16 protein-coding genes are annotated in these 14341 nt (G+C 57.4%); 9 read left to right on the forward strand and 7 right to left on the reverse strand.

Going from position 1 to position 14341, the window contains the following annotated elements; genetic code table 11:
* Positions 1–345 precede the first annotated feature (345 nt).
* From AB4090_RS02300 to AB4090_RS02325, 6 genes are all read right to left on the reverse strand, one after another.
* Positions 346–1509, reverse strand: a complete 1164-nt coding sequence (locus AB4090_RS02300) for a Fic family protein (RefSeq protein WP_369572235.1) — start codon at positions 1507–1509, stop codon at positions 346–348.
* A gap of 282 nt (positions 1510–1791) precedes the next feature.
* A complete protein-coding gene (locus tag AB4090_RS02305; protein ID WP_369572236.1) occupies positions 1792–3003 on the reverse strand; it encodes a hypothetical protein in 1212 nt (403 codons plus the stop codon).
* A gap of 2 nt (positions 3004–3005) precedes the next feature.
* Positions 3006–3464: a hypothetical protein gene (locus AB4090_RS02310; RefSeq protein ID WP_369572237.1), complete on the reverse strand. Its 459-nt coding sequence runs from the start codon at positions 3462–3464 to the stop codon at positions 3006–3008.
* A 2-nt stretch (positions 3465–3466) separates the two neighbouring features.
* A complete protein-coding gene (locus AB4090_RS02315) occupies positions 3467–4126 on the reverse strand; it encodes a hypothetical protein (RefSeq protein WP_369572238.1) in 660 nt (219 codons plus the stop codon).
* Between the two features lie 243 nt (positions 4127–4369).
* Positions 4370–4609, reverse strand: a complete 240-nt coding sequence (locus AB4090_RS02320) for a hypothetical protein (protein WP_369572239.1) — start codon at positions 4607–4609, stop codon at positions 4370–4372.
* Positions 4610–4702: 93 nt separating this feature from the next.
* The gene (locus tag AB4090_RS02325) at positions 4703–5248 is read right to left on the reverse strand and encodes a hypothetical protein (protein ID WP_369572240.1); all 546 of its coding nucleotides are present in this window, start codon (positions 5246–5248) and stop codon (positions 4703–4705) included.
* A gap of 585 nt (positions 5249–5833) precedes the next feature.
* Between AB4090_RS02325 and AB4090_RS02330 the strand changes: the two genes are divergently transcribed.
* From AB4090_RS02330 to AB4090_RS02360, 7 genes are all read left to right on the forward strand, one after another.
* Positions 5834–6397, forward strand: a complete 564-nt coding sequence (locus AB4090_RS02330; protein WP_369572241.1) for a Bro-N domain-containing protein — start codon at positions 5834–5836, stop codon at positions 6395–6397.
* Positions 6398–6586: 189 nt separating this feature from the next.
* Entirely contained in the window at positions 6587–6742 is a 156-nt protein-coding gene (locus tag AB4090_RS02335) for a hypothetical protein (protein ID WP_369572242.1), read from the forward strand.
* A complete protein-coding gene (locus AB4090_RS02340) occupies positions 6735–7781 on the forward strand; it encodes a DUF1376 domain-containing protein (protein ID WP_369572243.1) in 1047 nt (348 codons plus the stop codon). Before AB4090_RS02335 ends, AB4090_RS02340 begins: the two co-directional genes overlap by 8 nt.
* A gap of 9 nt (positions 7782–7790) precedes the next feature.
* Positions 7791–8615 (forward strand): ATP-binding protein, encoded by an 825-nt coding sequence (locus tag AB4090_RS02345; RefSeq protein WP_369572244.1) that lies wholly within the window; start codon positions 7791–7793, stop codon positions 8613–8615.
* Positions 8612–9286, forward strand: coding sequence for a hypothetical protein (locus AB4090_RS02350; RefSeq protein WP_369572245.1), 675 nt, complete (start codon positions 8612–8614; stop codon positions 9284–9286). Before AB4090_RS02345 ends, AB4090_RS02350 begins: the two co-directional genes overlap by 4 nt.
* A gap of 111 nt (positions 9287–9397) precedes the next feature.
* On the forward strand, positions 9398–9889 hold the full coding sequence (gene ssb, locus AB4090_RS02355) for a single-stranded DNA-binding protein (protein WP_369572246.1): 492 nt from the start codon (positions 9398–9400) through the stop codon (positions 9887–9889).
* A 73-nt stretch (positions 9890–9962) separates the two neighbouring features.
* Positions 9963–10658, forward strand: coding sequence for a hypothetical protein (locus AB4090_RS02360; RefSeq protein ID WP_369572247.1), 696 nt, complete (start codon positions 9963–9965; stop codon positions 10656–10658).
* Here the strand turns inward: AB4090_RS02360 and AB4090_RS02365 are convergent.
* Positions 10641–11495, reverse strand: coding sequence for a hypothetical protein (locus AB4090_RS02365; protein ID WP_369572248.1), 855 nt, complete (start codon positions 11493–11495; stop codon positions 10641–10643). The two genes, AB4090_RS02360 and AB4090_RS02365, sit on opposite strands and share 18 nt — an antisense overlap.
* Positions 11496–11600: 105 nt before the next feature.
* On the opposite strand from AB4090_RS02365, the gene AB4090_RS02370 reads away from it, so the two are divergent.
* Together AB4090_RS02370 and AB4090_RS02375 are read left to right on the forward strand one after the other, a co-directional pair.
* Positions 11601–12266: a hypothetical protein gene (locus AB4090_RS02370; RefSeq protein ID WP_369572249.1), complete on the forward strand. Its 666-nt coding sequence runs from the start codon at positions 11601–11603 to the stop codon at positions 12264–12266.
* Between the two features lie 11 nt (positions 12267–12277).
* Positions 12278–14266, forward strand: a complete 1989-nt coding sequence (locus tag AB4090_RS02375; protein ID WP_369572250.1) for a YadA family autotransporter adhesin — start codon at positions 12278–12280, stop codon at positions 14264–14266.
* The last annotated feature ends 75 nt before the right edge of the window (positions 14267–14341 follow it).

Below are 14341 nucleotides of genomic sequence, written 5' to 3' on the forward strand. Positions count from 1 at the left end.
TTCCTGCGCAACAGGATGAAAGCTATACCACAAAACCACGTCGGACGTGGAAATCTGGTATAGCTTTCTGGTCCATCAGCCGAGCCCCCACGGGCGGCGACGAAAAAAACAAAAGCTATACCAAGGCCGTGTGCCCTTTATCTTGCGTTCAGCTAATCTTCGGAAATTTCCGGAAAATCCGGAGAAACGGGCAAAAGCTATACCATAAAACCACGTCCGACGTTGAAATCTGGTATAGCTTTCTGCGGAGCGTTGTCCCCGTTATCCACGGCTCGAAGCTCACAACGGAGGGCCAACGAGCTCCGGCGGGGCACGGCAACATCGGGGCGCCAGACCCCGCTCCTGTTATAGCGCCTCTCCCCCTTCGTTGAGGATGTTCATATAGGCGTCGTACACGAATACGCGATTACGGCGCTGGCCGGTTAATTCGCGGGCGATACCCATTTCGACCAGGGCCAGCATAGCCTTGGAGGCGGTGGGGAAGCTGACGCTGGCTTGCCGGCTGATCTGGCCGAGATCGTTCAGAGGGCGCTGGCGTAGTGCTTCTAGTACACGCAAGAGATTCGCTGCCCCGCGTCCGCTGGCCTGCACTCGATGGCTATCCTGCTGGAACAGATCCACCAGACGGCGGGCGGTGTTTACCGCGCTCGTGGCCGTTAGTTCCACGCCTTCGAGAAAGAAATCAACCCAGGCTTCCCAATCGCCGTGGCGACGCACACCATCCAGCAGCTCATAGTACATATCGCGGTGCTGCTTGAAGTAGAGGCTAAGATAGAGCATGGGCTGAATCAACAGGCCACCTTCATGCAACAGCATGGCGATCAATAACCGGCCTAGGCGGCCGTTGCCATCCAGAAAGGGGTGGATGGTCTCGAACTGGACATGAGCGAGTGCCGCTTTCAGCAGTACAGGAAGGGTGGTTCCATCGTCATGGATGAAGCGCTCCAACGCCGCCATGCAGGACTCAACTTCCTGCGGCGGCGGAGGCACGAAGCGGGCATTGCCGGGCCGTGTGCCGCCGATCCAGTTCTGGGTGCGGCGGAATTCGCCGGGAGCTTTTTCCGCGCCACGCCCCCGCGCCATCAGATGGACGTGCATGTCGCGCAGCAGCCGGTTGCAAAGAGGAAAGCCTTCACGCAGTCGGTTCATGCCGAACTCCAGCGCGGCGACGTAGTTGGAGACTTCCACGACGTCGTTGAACGGCACGCCGGGGGTTTCTTCCAACTCGAATAGCAGCAAGTCAGACAGCGAGGACTGGGTGCCTTCGATCTGCGAGGAAAGCACGGCTTCGCGCCGGACATAGGCGTAGAGGAAAAGTTGTGGATCCGGGAGCAGCAGGGCGATGCTGTCAAGCCGCCCCAAGGCAAGAGTGGCCCGCTCCAGCGCCGCTTGTCGCATGCCATTCAGTTCCAGCGGCGGCAGAGGGGGCAACGGGTCTGGCACGAAGGAACGGACGCTCTCTCCCCCTGCGGTGCTGGTTTCGTAATGTCCTGTCGCCTCCCGAAACATAGCGATCCTTTAATTAGGTGTTCTGTTATTAAATAAACATGGGATTTCTTTAATAATTCGGCATTGTGGCGCAATATTTGGTTTCATGCAATGCCCGCTGCGCGGTCAGCAAGCATGTCAAGCCGCCCGCCCCATCAAAGGCAGGCACAGAATGCTATACCATAAAACGACGTCCGACGTTGAAATCTGGTATAGCTTTCTGCTCGAATTGGTGTCGCTGAGCAACCGAAGCGAGGCATACCTGGCCCTCACGCGCTGCTCAGCAACACCAATCGACAGATTTCACTCCATATCCACGTCTTCTCTCGCAGGACGATGACGGCGTGCGGGCACCGGTTCAGCCCTCGCCGCTTCCATAATCTGTTCACGGCTGGCGGTGAGACGATCCAGCGACTGGGTCCGCTTCCCGGAAGGAATATCCTCAATGGCCACGTTACGCCCGTATTTCTGAAATGCCTCACCCAGACGGTCCAGTGTGACATGCACGGCCCGGTAGGCAGCACCTTTGCCAGCGAAGCCACCGACCTGATCCATGACCAGTCCGGCGATATTCTCCCCCTTCTCTGCGCCGTCACGCTTCTGGAACAGGAGCTTGTCGTTCTCCATCTTCCAGTCGAAGAGATGCGTGTTTTCGGCCATCACCTGAAAAATGGCGTATTGGCGGGGATTGAGGTCGGTGGCAGCGGCCAGAGTGAGCGCACGAGAGAGCCGGGCGACTTCCGCAGCCCGGTCATCGTCCTCCCGCGCCACCATCTGGTATAACCTGTCCGGCGTGATGCCAGCCGCGCTCTCATTTATTTCGGACAGGGGCAGATCATGCAAGTGTCCAGGCTCTGCCCCAAAGTCTTGCGTGGTGTTCTTGCGGTACCGCACAATCGCCGCATGCAGGCCCGTCGGGTCATCGGGGGTGGTGTCCGTTTCGATCATTGCCTGCAGAAAAGCCAGTCGGGCCGCATGTTGGGCCTTGGCCTTGTTGGTCCCGGTTGCCGCTACCCCTTGCGTATGGTCGCGGAATGTCCGCTCAAAAAGCTGCAAGCTTGCTGGGTCCACGTCTGGTGTGGATACCTGAATGTTCCGGAGCTGGGCGGCGAGTCGAATGGACAATTCCGTTGCCAGCGCACGAGCCTTGTCCCGCTCGTTGGCACTTGGCGCTGCCAGTTTTTCCGCCTGATCCTCCAGCCTGACGGCCCGCTTTAACCGTGCTTTACGTTCTTCGGCACTACCTTTTGCTGCCAATTCCCACTCTGTTGCCGCGCGCGCACGGCGCAAGTCCGGTAAATGCTCATGGACGTACTGCGCTTCGGCATTCACGTCTATTTTGGCGATCAACGCAGTGCGTTTCACCAACTCCGCATGGGAGCGGAGCGCCTTTATGGCGTTATCCGGGTAGCCAGCAGCCTCCGCCTGCGCAATGATGCCATCGGCGGTATCTGGGGATGGAGCTGTAGTGGAATTTCCATTCGCGGCTGCGAGTGCTTCCAGATCTTCCAGCATATCTAATTCCTCTCTTGGATGGCATCGGCAACCAGGATTGATGCCGTTTGTTGTACGAGCCAGGCAACGGTGTGATCACGATCGCCATATTCATGCCACCAGTCCCGCATGGCATCTCCGGCACTCTCTCCGGATCCCTCGAATGCCGGCGTCAGATCCATCAACCCTCGCTGCACGACTAATGCAACGGCATCACGGTCATATGCACCCTCAGTCTGATCACTGCAGATTTGTGATACGGGGCCATCAGGGGAGGTCTCCAGAAACATTGGGATGTCCACAACCATGTCGTGAATTCGGTTCCTGAAGGCATCAGGCGTTTCCACCGGCGCCGTTTCCTGAACTACCTGTACCATGGACGAAAACAGCCGGGCCAAGGCCCTGCCTGCGAGCGTGTCAACATCTTCTTCCAACATGGCCACTCCTTGCCCCGTGTGGGCGCTATGATTCTCTGTTGGCATGGTTACGGCAAAAGATCCTTTAAAAGGTCCTGTGCCATCTCCACCAGATCCATCTGACGATGTGCCTTTTCGTCAGGGATCTGGATCAATCGCTGAAACTCCTGGTAGTCGAAACGGATCACCTTCTGATAGACCCGATGGTCAGAGTCCGTGGAGACGACCATCTTCATGGATTCCACTAATCCTCCATCGTCCCGATCTTTGCTTTCCCGATGATGGATAAAACACACGTCAAGAGACAAAAATTCCTTGTTTCTCGAAACAGTTTGTCCCTTGTCATTGACCCAGGCTGGAGAACCATGCTCCCTTATTGCCTCGATCAACTCGGAATCCCGCCGAAGATATTGACCAGCAATCGAATGTGAATCTGACATATAGATAAAAATCCAGGGCACATTCAGGAGCGTTGCACCGGTGTATAAATACCCTTTCTCAGCGCGGTATGTCTCCAGCATCTTGCGCAGCAGATTTGCAGAAAAATTGATGCCAGTCTGTTTACGAAGCAGATATACGACCCGGTCGAACTGTTCGATCAGCGTCTCCAAAATTTTCCTCGGAACTGGGCCGAGTACCTTCCTCCGAGCACTTTTCTCCCGTGGTCTGGGCTTGAAATACGGGCAATTGTCCCGTTCTTCTGGGTCAAGTTCTGCCAGATCGGGCACGGATTGTCCCGTGTGCCGCCCGAAGGGATTGTTGACCCTCGGGGGCAAGCGGTACAGCCCAATGATCTGAATGGGATTGTCGCAGGCAGGGCATATGGCATATTGCACATCCTCTCCTTTCCCGTTTTTTCGATACCAGGGTGATTTTCGCAGGGTTTGATTCTCGAAGAGTTCCCTCCCGATGTGTTGGGAGCCCGTGTCTTTCGGCCACAATTTGTAGATGTCCATTTTTATCCCCAAGCCTCAATCCAGGGTGATAGAATATCGCCTCGCTACCTGAATCCACCAGTCGCTCGGGAGTTTGGGAACCCCGCCTTCCCGTTCCGCCATTCGCAGGCATTGGAGAATCGTTGATATTTCCATGGAAAAGTCATGGTGTCGGTCGCGCAAGGCAAAGACGATCTCTTCCATCGCTTCCAATCCCTCCCGCTGCTCATCAGAAATCCATACTGCACGATTATTGAGAATCGCATCATGGTCCATAGAAATCCTCCTGCTCTTACACCTATAGCTAGCCTGTCAGGGTATAGCGCGGCGATCTGGTGATCCGCAGGCAAGCCCTCGCCTGGGCACTGCTCACGGAATGGATTTGCCCAGATGGTAATGCGTGGCCACCGCGTGCCCGATGGCCATAGCCACGCTTTCCGGCAGGAATATCTGAATGGAAGGGGCGGCCACATCCACGTCCACTATCAGATGCATCCCTGCTGCCGCGTTACGATAGGACCGCCGCGCGTTGTTGGACTGGCCGGTCATGGCGCATAAGTAACGAAATAGCAGACATCCCACGAGGATGCCCGCTGGCCGTTCAAATAACAGACGGTCGTTTTCCGGGCAATCCGGGGCCTTCGGATCGTTTGCAATCCACGGTGCATGGCGCACCACAAGCTCGTGATCTGCGGACATGCCCAGCATGTCGAGGTACTTCAGGGTGGGGCGGATGACCGTGTCGCGCAGGAAACCTGCCACCATGGCAGGGGTTTTCATGGTCCCTGGTGGAAGGGGGGGTACGTTCTCCTCCAGGAAGAGACGGGCTTCCAATGTGGCGATGGTGAACGCGGTAAGCGGCAAGACGCTTGCGGCTCGATCCTGCATACGCGAGGTGGGTAAGGTGTTTTTCAAAGGAGCATCCTCATATCGACAATGTTCCCCGGGGTATAGCCCGATCCCGTTGCAGCCTTTGATGGGTGATTCCTCGACAAGGAGGTAGGGGATAGGTGGGCAAGAGGCCTCGGCTAGCTCATACGTAGTAGAGATTTCCTATCCCCTTGTTTTTTATGCGCTCGACAAGAGCCCCTCCGTGACGCAACGGGCTTTGGCTATACCTACTTATCGAACCGTTTTTCCGAGGGGTTTTGCATGCCAGAAGCCGTCGATTTTGGGTGCCATCAGCGGCAGGTGCCGCCGCGCGTTCGCGCGTGGATGAATGGATTTGACACCTTCGCCGTCCGGGTCTACGCTGGTTTTGTCACCGGGGTTCCGGTGATCGGGTTTGGAAGCCCGGAAACAAACGGCGGACAGCCGCCCTTTCCCTTTGGGATGCGGCATTTTTTACGTCCGTGGTCTGGCTTTGCTCCTATGGGCGGGCCGGACGGGGAGCCGAAAGGCTCGCCGGTACCGTTTGGCCGGTCTTCCAACCCGTCCGGTTCCGCCCACCCTTTTGGAAGGGGGTTGGCGGTGCAACAACCGCGCAAACGGAGTATCGCTATGACCACACCTAATTCTCGGGGTGCTGCCGCGCCGTTGCAGGCGTCCACGCCCGTCGTTTTTCAATTCCACTCCCTCGAAGTCCGTACTCTGGAACGTGATGGCCAGATCTGGTTCGTCGCCAGCGATGTCGCCCAGGCTCTCGGCTATCGCGAGGCTGAGCGATTGACCCGTTGGCTCGATGATGATGAAAAGGGTACCCACATTGTGGGGACCCTTGGCGGCGATCAAACCGTCACCATCCTCTCCGAATCTGGTCTCTACCACGCCCTCTTGAAATCTCGCCGCCCGGAAGCCAAGCCCTTCCGGCGCTGGGTGACGCAGGAAGTGCTCCCGGCCATCCGCCAGCAGGGCGGGTATGTCGCGCCGCAGGCGGCGGCTTCCGCCCATCTGGTCGCTTTGCCCGGCATGAAGCTGCTCCTCACCTTCGATGCGGATGGGCGCTACCGTGCCGAGCCGGTACCGGAAGGCGCCATGGTCGTTACCGCCCAACAGATCGCCGATATCGTGGAGGCCAACGGCTATATCCTGGCGAAACCCGTCGATAAGGGGTTCAAGTTATGAGCCATGCTCCGGGGAAAAACCTGCCAGCAACCGATCGCCATTTTGCGTGGCTATACCTACTCAGAAACCCGCGCCCGGCGCGCGGTATGTCAGCTTCTATGCCAGGAAACGGGGGCACCCGGATTGCGTTTCACGGTCCGCGCAACAACTCCTGGCGCCTATTCCCTGGCCGTGCAAGGAGGTTCGTACATGTCCGCCGATCAACAGCTTCCTGATCCGCCAGTACCACAAGACATTGACAAGCCCATGGCATTGCATGGCTTCCCCTTATGTTCTGATGGCCGTCTCTATCATCTGGTGCTGGCAGAAATGGCGCTGGACGAGGTTGGAGACGGCCATGTGTAACCAGCCTATACCATTCTTTGCCGGCACATCGGATATCGAGCCGCCCATTCCGCAGGATGCGGACCTCCGTAGCGTCCGCTGGTACAAACTGGACATGGTCAGCCTGCTGAACTCGGATTTCATGCAACTGGCCTCCCCGGAAGAGTTCAAGGCCGCTTTCCTGCTATGGACCAAGAGCATCCACCAGGTCCCTGCTGGCAGCCTACCCAACGACGAGGCCATTTTGGCGAAGCTGGCCGGAGGATATGACCACCGCCGGAAACTATGGGAGCGTATCCGTGCCATGGTGCTCCATGGCTGGGACTTGTGCTCGGATGGCAGGCTGTATCACCAGGCGGTGGCCGGGACGGTCCTGGACATTCTCGCATCGGCACACGCGCCTACTGCAGTTACTGCACCGCAATCCGCACGGGATATCGCCAGGGAAAAGGCCGCAGAGCGGCAGCGCAGGTTCCGCGAGAAACAGCGCAACCTACGGACGATGGAGGCTGCTCTCGCCCGCCAAGATAGCGAAGTGGCGCCGACGCCGGCTAGTGTCTCCGTCGTAACGCCAGAGTCCTCGGTAACGTCACCAGTAACGCCCGTAACGTTACGCGTAACGCCCGTAACGTTACCTATTAAAGAAGAAGATAAAGATGAAGATAAAGAAGTAACGTTACGCGTAACGTTACCCGTAACGGAGGACGTAACGCCTCCCGTAACGTCACAAGAGCCGTTACCAGAGTCTGGGGACACGTTCTCCCCAACCCGGGAAGGCACGCTCTGCAAGCAGTTGCGGGCCCTCGGCGTTCGTGCGGCCCCGCACATGGTGGTCGTGAAGGAGATGTGCTCTCGTCATTCCGATGAACACATTATCGCGGCTGCGGAAATCGCTTTGGAGAAAAAAGGAGCAGGGATACATGTCGGCTACATCGCCGCGATGCTGAAAGATCCCGGTTCAGGGAAAAACAGAGCAAAGAGCAAGCCGCCCGCTGGCCCGCCCAATCGTCAACTGATTCCCCCCGTTGCCGTCGGCTCGTCCCATTACGCCAAATTGTAGGAGGTCACCATGTCCAGCCCGAAAAAGTTCGAAAGCAAAGCGCAGCCGCTGGTCCCGATCGGGGATTTGGCCCAGGCCCTCCTCGCCCGGTGGGGATTCGATTCGAACAATGTGGCGATTCTCCCTGCTCGACACCCTATGTACCGCGAATGCGAACGCCATGGGCGCTATCCCATCTCGATGGTGGATGATCAGGGTGTCGTCCGCTATCTCCAGCCTGTGTGCCCTGCATGCGCGGCGGAGGCGGCATCGCGCGGACTCATGGAGAGAGCGGCCATTCCCAGCCGATATGCCGAGTGCGACTTCAGCAACTATGTGGTCGATGTACCGGGACAACAAACGGCCCTCGATGTCTGCCTGGACTACGCCGAGCATTTTGCAGAGCACGCCCGCAAGGGGGCCAGTCTCATCCTTTGTGGGAATCCCGGTACCGGCAAGAACCATTTGGCGGCGGCCATCGCCCGGGCGGTGCTGGCCATGGGAAACAGCGTACTGCAGGTCACGGCCTACGACATCATCGCCCGGATCCGGGAGACCTGGCGCCGTGGCATTGGCAACGGCACGGAGCTGGAAGTCATCCGCGGCTTTGCGGAAGTGGGTCTGCTCATCATTGACGAAGTGGGCAAGACCTTTGGAAGCGACGGGGAACGGGTCCACCTGTTCGAGGTGATCGATCACCGGTACCGGAACATGAAGCCGACCATCATCCTCTCCAACGAGGATGTGGAGGGCGTGGAGCAGTACCTGGGGACCCCGGCCTTCGATCGCCTGTGTCAGAACGGCGGACTGCTGATCTTCGACTGGCAGAGCTACCGCCGGGGGAGGCCGCAATGACCTTAGAGGAAAAACGCATGACCGATTTTCGAGTAGTGGCCCTGGATGTGGACGGTGTCCTCGGAGATTTCGAGACGCACTGGCGGAAATGCGCCGAAAAAGTGCTTGGGCACGCCTTGGCCAAAGCAAACGATCTGCACAACATGGGGAGCCGGTACGGATTGGCTTGCGAGGAAGTGGATGCCGTCTGGAGGGCATTCCATGCAACGGAATGGGCCAGCCTGCCTTTGTACGAGCATGCTTTCGATCTGGTGCTTGCGCTGGAGGACCTGGGCTGCCAAGTCTGGGCGGTGACCAGCATTGATGAGCGGCATCGCGCCGCGCGGGCGGAAAGCCTCAGAGGACTGATTCCAGATGGGCGCATCGTGTGTGTAGGGCATACCGCACCCGCCAGCGCCAAGGCGACCGTGCTGCGGAATCTGGGGGCTCTTGCAGGGCGCAATCCTCTTGCAGGGCGCGAACCCGTGGCGTTCCTGGATGACCATCCCGCCAATACCAATGCCGCCCTCGGCGTGGTTAACCTGTCGGTCCTGCTGGATCGGGGGTATCAGGGGCTGGAAGCGCCGGAGTATGGGGTGACGGTTATCGACGATCCGATGGACTTCCCTGTGCTGGTGGAGCAGTTGTTACGCAGGACAAGTCTTGTCGCAGGCCAAGGGATGGCGGCATGAGCCAACTCTATGGCGTCAACCTCTGGGCGTATCGCAACAGCGCGATGCTATACCCCTTTGGAGCCGGAGAATCCGGCATCGCCTTTGATAATTTTGAACAGGAGAGTCCTCATGTCGGGTGTCAATAAAGTGATTTTACTCGGTCATCTGGGGCGCGACCCCGAGATGCGGTTCATGCCAGACGGCAAGGCAGTAGCAACATTGGCGATTGCCACGTCAGAGACCTTCAAAGACAAGAACGGAGACCGCCAGGAGCGGACCGAGTGGCATCGTGCCAGCCTGTTCGGCAAAACGGCAGAGGTCGCCGGGGAGTATCTTCGCAAGGGAAGTCAGGCGTACATCGAGGGGCGCATTCGCACCAGAAAATGGACCGACAAGGACGGTCAGGAGCGGTATTCCACGGAGATCGCGGGCGACCGGCTCCAGTTGATTGGTGGCCGCCGCGACGGGGCCGAAGGCGGCAGCCCAGCGCCACAGCATGGAGGCGGGGGCGGCGATATGGGTCCTGATGGCGGGTTTGAAGATGATGATATTCCGTTTGTCACCCGCGCCATGGTCGATGATGGTAATCGCTGGATGCGCCGGGTGGCACGGTGGATGTGATCAGTTTGTAGCGGTTGTTTTGCGGCTATTGGGCGGACTCGTCCGCCCTTTTTTAAAGCGTAAGGAGAGAGAAATGAATGTTGTATTGCATGATTTTGGCAACGGTGATGGACCTATACCGGCACGAAAACATAAAAATGGTGGCGGGTGGGTTTCAACGGAGGCAACCGTGCATCCCGATGCCCGAATAGAAAATGAAGCCATGGTCATCGGAAGAGCCAGGTTGGGTCCGCAGGCGGTCTTGCGTGACCAATCATCCATCGTTGGTGACGTGCAGATTACGGGCGAAGCCCTGCTAGAAGATCGTGCAAGTATTAAGGATCGAGTCCGCATTGACGGTGCTATCGCCATGTCAGGATCATCTACGATTGGCGAAGATGCCTGGGTGCAGAAGGACGCTATACTGACAGTTTCCAGGCAGGCAAGTATGCGTGGGGATGCAATAATCCTGAACGGTGAAACAGGACTGGATGGAATGGCGGTTGTCGCGGGCTTTTCGCGCTTGAGCGGAAATTTGTACTTCTCTGACGCGATTACCGTGAATGCAGAATTGGATGATAATCCGCGCATGATCATAAAAGGTATGCATTTGCTGGACTTCATTTTAGATGAGTACGGAGTTATCTGGTTTTGTGTAGAAGGAAGACCGATTCGATTTGACTTAAAAGCAGGAGAATACGACGATAATCTGAAAGCTCTGTCTAACATAACACATCTTGAGAAATTGAAAAAATTAAGAAGTTTTCTCCAATCAAAGATCTCTCATTAAAGTTTCTATGGTTACGCCGGGCTTTTCTTTGCTGCTCCATGCAAGCGTAACATTTTTTTGTTTAAGGATGGAGATAAATTTCCCTACGGTATCTTTATCTGCTTCAATAAAAATGTATAACTTGCGAAGTGTTTGTTCGCGCGGGTGTTTATCTGGCGGCAGCAACCTTGGTCCAATCAAATGGGTTTTTTCTGCGTCATCAACGATTTTGTATTTCCTGTTTACAACGGGGAAGTTTTCGCGCAGCGTCTTTCTGAAGTGGCCAAAATCTATGTGGTCCGGTATTGCATTATTGATCTCCTGAAAAAATTTTCTTAAATCAAACGGCTGTCTCCCGCCCCCTTGAATTTCAAGCTCATCTCTTACCGCCTTATCGATGTCGTCGTCTGTATAAATGTTAAAAACGCCGTTTTTATGCGAGCCGTACAATTTTCTTTCTAAAAGCTGCTTTGATCTTCTCAGGTAAAGGAAGAGAATATCTTTTGAATTTTCTCCTGCTTCAGTTTTCTGTTCAAAAAACATCATAAACACAAAGAGCCCATTTTGAAATGGCACTTCAAAAGCAATGGTTCCTCGATTGTGCTCCATTGCATCATTATAAATTGGTCCAAGTCTTGAAAGATTTATCGGAACACCCATGCAGACCACCATTTGCCAATCCCTCACCAAACATGAAAGTACAACCACAAAGGAAGGAACGCAAGATAAAGGGCTCACGGCTTTGGTATAGCTTTCTGTTGCCGTGCCGTGAGCCCTTGTCGTCCACCCCATGCGCCTTCCCGATGAACCATCCCCGCAATGGCACAGGCGGCGCGCCTCCTTTGTGCCGTAGCTCACGCTCCGTCACATCCATTGCCAGGGCTTCTGCTGTTGCCCCCCTGCCGATCGCCTTTCTCTCTCGCTATACCCAGGCGGATTTCCACACAACAGGAGAATGCCTGGATGAAAAAGCAGCTACTTTTGGGCGCGATTGCCTTTGGTCTCAGCCCTTTTGCGATGGCTGGGAGTGTCGGCATTGATTATGACAATGTGGGCATCGACGCCGGTCCCGTCAGTTCTTCACCGTGGTCCGGCACGCTTTCGGTAGGCACCACGGGTATCAGCGTCGGCGCGGCGTACCAGGAATCGCCGCACTGGTCCACGTCTGCGAGCATGGGCGGTTTTTACATCGACCCGACATTAAGCGCAGGTGGAGAAACCTATGGCATGGGTATCCGTCTGCTGTCCGGCATGCTGACGGAAAACTGGCGGCCCTGGGCGGGCAGCGGGTTCTTCCTGAGCACAGGGCTGCTGTTCAATGGCAACCGCCTGTCCCTGCGACCCCGGACTGTCACCGGAAATTACGCATTCGCGACGCCTGCGACGGCAACGTTCCATCCGGTGGATCCTTTTCTCGGGCTGGGCTGGGACCATCCGTTTGCTGGTGGCCGGTGGACCTTTCACGCGCTCGTCGGCGCAGCGTGGCAAGGGCGCACTGCCATCGACGTGCAAATGGGAACTGATCCCTACGCGCTGCAGGCGCATCAGAGTGAGAAAACCAGTTTGCAGACGGCTTTGGGATGGCGCTGGTTGCCGGTCATGCAGATCGGCGTGCGCTATCACTTCTGAAGGAGAAGAACGTGAAAAAACGTATTCTGTTTCTCGCCATCATGGGTGCGACGCTGTCTTTTCCCCAGATGGCATCCGCCATTGTGGCGTACACGCCAAACAACTCGGTGGCGGTCGGCAACAACACCAGCGCGGTGGGTAATAATGATGTGGCCATCGGCGGTGACACCAATGCCAACGGATCGAACAATGTTGTCATTAACGGCTCGATCCCGTATTCGTCCGCTACACTGAACGAGGAAGGGACGACGGCACAGAGCACATCCAATGTCGGCGGCAGTGGCGCGTCTGGTTCTTCTGGCTCATCGGGCACGGCTGTCAACGAGAATGAGTCGGCAACGGCGTATGGAAGCGGTGCCACCGTATATCAGTCGGGGTCTGCTCCTTACTCGCCAGGAACCGCCATCGGCAGTAATGCCACCACTAATGGAACGGTCGCCATCGGCTTCGGGTCACGGTCCGGCAGCACTGATGCTGGCACCGGTTCCAATGTACCAACGGACAACACGGTCATCAACGGTACAGCTTCCTCTTCTTCGTCCAGCAATCCGGCTTCCGGAAACGTGGCGATCGGGAACGAAAGTTATGCGTCTGGCAACCAGAACATTGCCGAAGGCGAGAATGCCTATGCCGTCGGCGACGGGAGCATTGCGATGGGACCGGACGCCACCGCAGGATCGGGCGCGGCCAGCGACCCATCCACCGCCGTAGGCACGGGCGCCACCGCAACGGGGACGGACTCGGAAGCATACGGCTATAACGCCACCGCGACCGGGGTCAACTCGGAAGCCCTGGGTACGAACGCCAGCACGGACCAGAGCAATTCCGTGGCGCTGGGCAGTGGCAGTACCGCCAATTCCGCACCCACGGCAACGGGAAGTGTCACCATTCGCGGAACCTCTTATGCGGTGGCCGGGGCGAATCCTGCAGGCACGGTCAGTGTCGGTTCTTCCGGGGCGAATGGCAGAACCGCCGAAACGCGCACGATTACCAACGTGGCAGCGGGACAGGTTTCCGCCACCAGCACCGATGCGGTCAACGGATCGGAACTGTATGCCACCAATCAGGCCATCGACAATCTGCAGACCACGCAGAGCAGTATCGGGGTGTTGCACTACACCACGCCCAACGGGTCCGCCAGCGCGACGCCAACGGGTACGGCGAGTGCCGGAACGGCATCGACGGGTCCGGTAACGATTTCCAACGTGGGTAATGGCACGATTGCCCAGGGCAGCACCACAGCGGCCAATGGCAACGATGTCTGGGCAGCCGAGCAACAGGCAAAACAGGAATTTTCCCTGACCTGTCATCGCCTGGGTAACGGCTCCGGCGACATTATCTGCGGGCGGGACGCCTCCGTGAATGGTCAAAACGCCATGGCCCAGGGGACGGACAGCGCGGCCAATGGGAATGAGGCAACTGCCTATGGCGCGGGCAGTCAGGCCATCGGAAATGATGCCGTCGCCGTGGGGCCGGACGCCACCGCACGCGGATACTCCACAACCGCCGTAGGCGATCATGCCCAGGCGCTGGCTCCCAACAGCACCGCCCTGGGGCAGGACGCGGTGGCCAACGGCAACGGTTCGGTAGCCTTGGGGTATGGCTCCGTCGCCAACCGCCCGGATGCAGTCTCGGTCGGCAATGCGGCTACAGGCATGGATCGTCAGATTACGAATGTTGCACCGGCCACACAGCCACACGACGCCGTAAACCTGCAACAGATGGATGATGCGCTGAAAGGTATTGGCAACGATGCGCAAGCGATTGCGGATAAAGTGGGTTCCGTGGATGCCTCGCTGGCGGCATCTTCGGCGGAAGCGGCGGCGGGCAAACACAAAAACACGATTGCCGGAGCTACGGCGGAGTACAACGGTCAGGCCAGCTTTGCATTTGCGTACCAGCATCGTTGGGAGAGCCATTGGGCGGGACTGATCACCGTGGGCAGCAATGGTCAGGCATCCAATACCACTGTTGCGGGTGCGGCAAGTTATAGCTGGTAAGTGCAGATCGCGGGATGCACCCAGCCAAGGGTTGCGCCCGGCGATGGGGCTGGGCGATCGCAACGACCCCCAGCT

Source organism: Acidithiobacillus sp. IBUN Pt1247-S3 (assembly GCF_041146875.1).
GTDB lineage: Bacteria > Pseudomonadota > Gammaproteobacteria > Acidithiobacillales > Acidithiobacillaceae > Igneacidithiobacillus.

What these genes read in the sequence shown, in the direction of transcription:
- AB4090_RS02340 (WP_369572243.1), top strand. Translation starts at nt 6,735, where the DNA reads ATGTGTAACCAGCCTATACCATTCTTTGCCGGCACATCGGATATCGAG.
- AB4090_RS02305 (WP_369572236.1), bottom strand. Translation starts at nt 3,003, where the DNA reads ATGCTGGAAGATCTGGAAGCACTCGCAGCCGCGAATGGAAATTCCACT.
- AB4090_RS02310 (WP_369572237.1), bottom strand. Translation starts at nt 3,464, where the DNA reads ATGCCAACAGAGAATCATAGCGCCCACACGGGGCAAGGAGTGGCCATG.
- AB4090_RS02350 (WP_369572245.1), top strand. Translation starts at nt 8,612, where the DNA reads ATGACCTTAGAGGAAAAACGCATGACCGATTTTCGAGTAGTGGCCCTG.
- AB4090_RS02330 (WP_369572241.1), top strand. Translation starts at nt 5,834, where the DNA reads ATGACCACACCTAATTCTCGGGGTGCTGCCGCGCCGTTGCAGGCGTCC.
- AB4090_RS02360 (WP_369572247.1), top strand. Translation starts at nt 9,963, where the DNA reads ATGAATGTTGTATTGCATGATTTTGGCAACGGTGATGGACCTATACCG.
- AB4090_RS02370 (WP_369572249.1), top strand. Translation starts at nt 11,601, where the DNA reads ATGAAAAAGCAGCTACTTTTGGGCGCGATTGCCTTTGGTCTCAGCCCT.
- AB4090_RS02300 (WP_369572235.1), bottom strand. Translation starts at nt 1,509, where the DNA reads ATGTTTCGGGAGGCGACAGGACATTACGAAACCAGCACCGCAGGGGGA.
- AB4090_RS02335 (WP_369572242.1), top strand. Translation starts at nt 6,587, where the DNA reads ATGTCCGCCGATCAACAGCTTCCTGATCCGCCAGTACCACAAGACATT.
- AB4090_RS02345 (WP_369572244.1), top strand. Translation starts at nt 7,791, where the DNA reads ATGTCCAGCCCGAAAAAGTTCGAAAGCAAAGCGCAGCCGCTGGTCCCG.
- ssb (WP_369572246.1), top strand. Translation starts at nt 9,398, where the DNA reads ATGTCGGGTGTCAATAAAGTGATTTTACTCGGTCATCTGGGGCGCGAC.
- AB4090_RS02320 (WP_369572239.1), bottom strand. Translation starts at nt 4,609, where the DNA reads ATGGACCATGATGCGATTCTCAATAATCGTGCAGTATGGATTTCTGAT.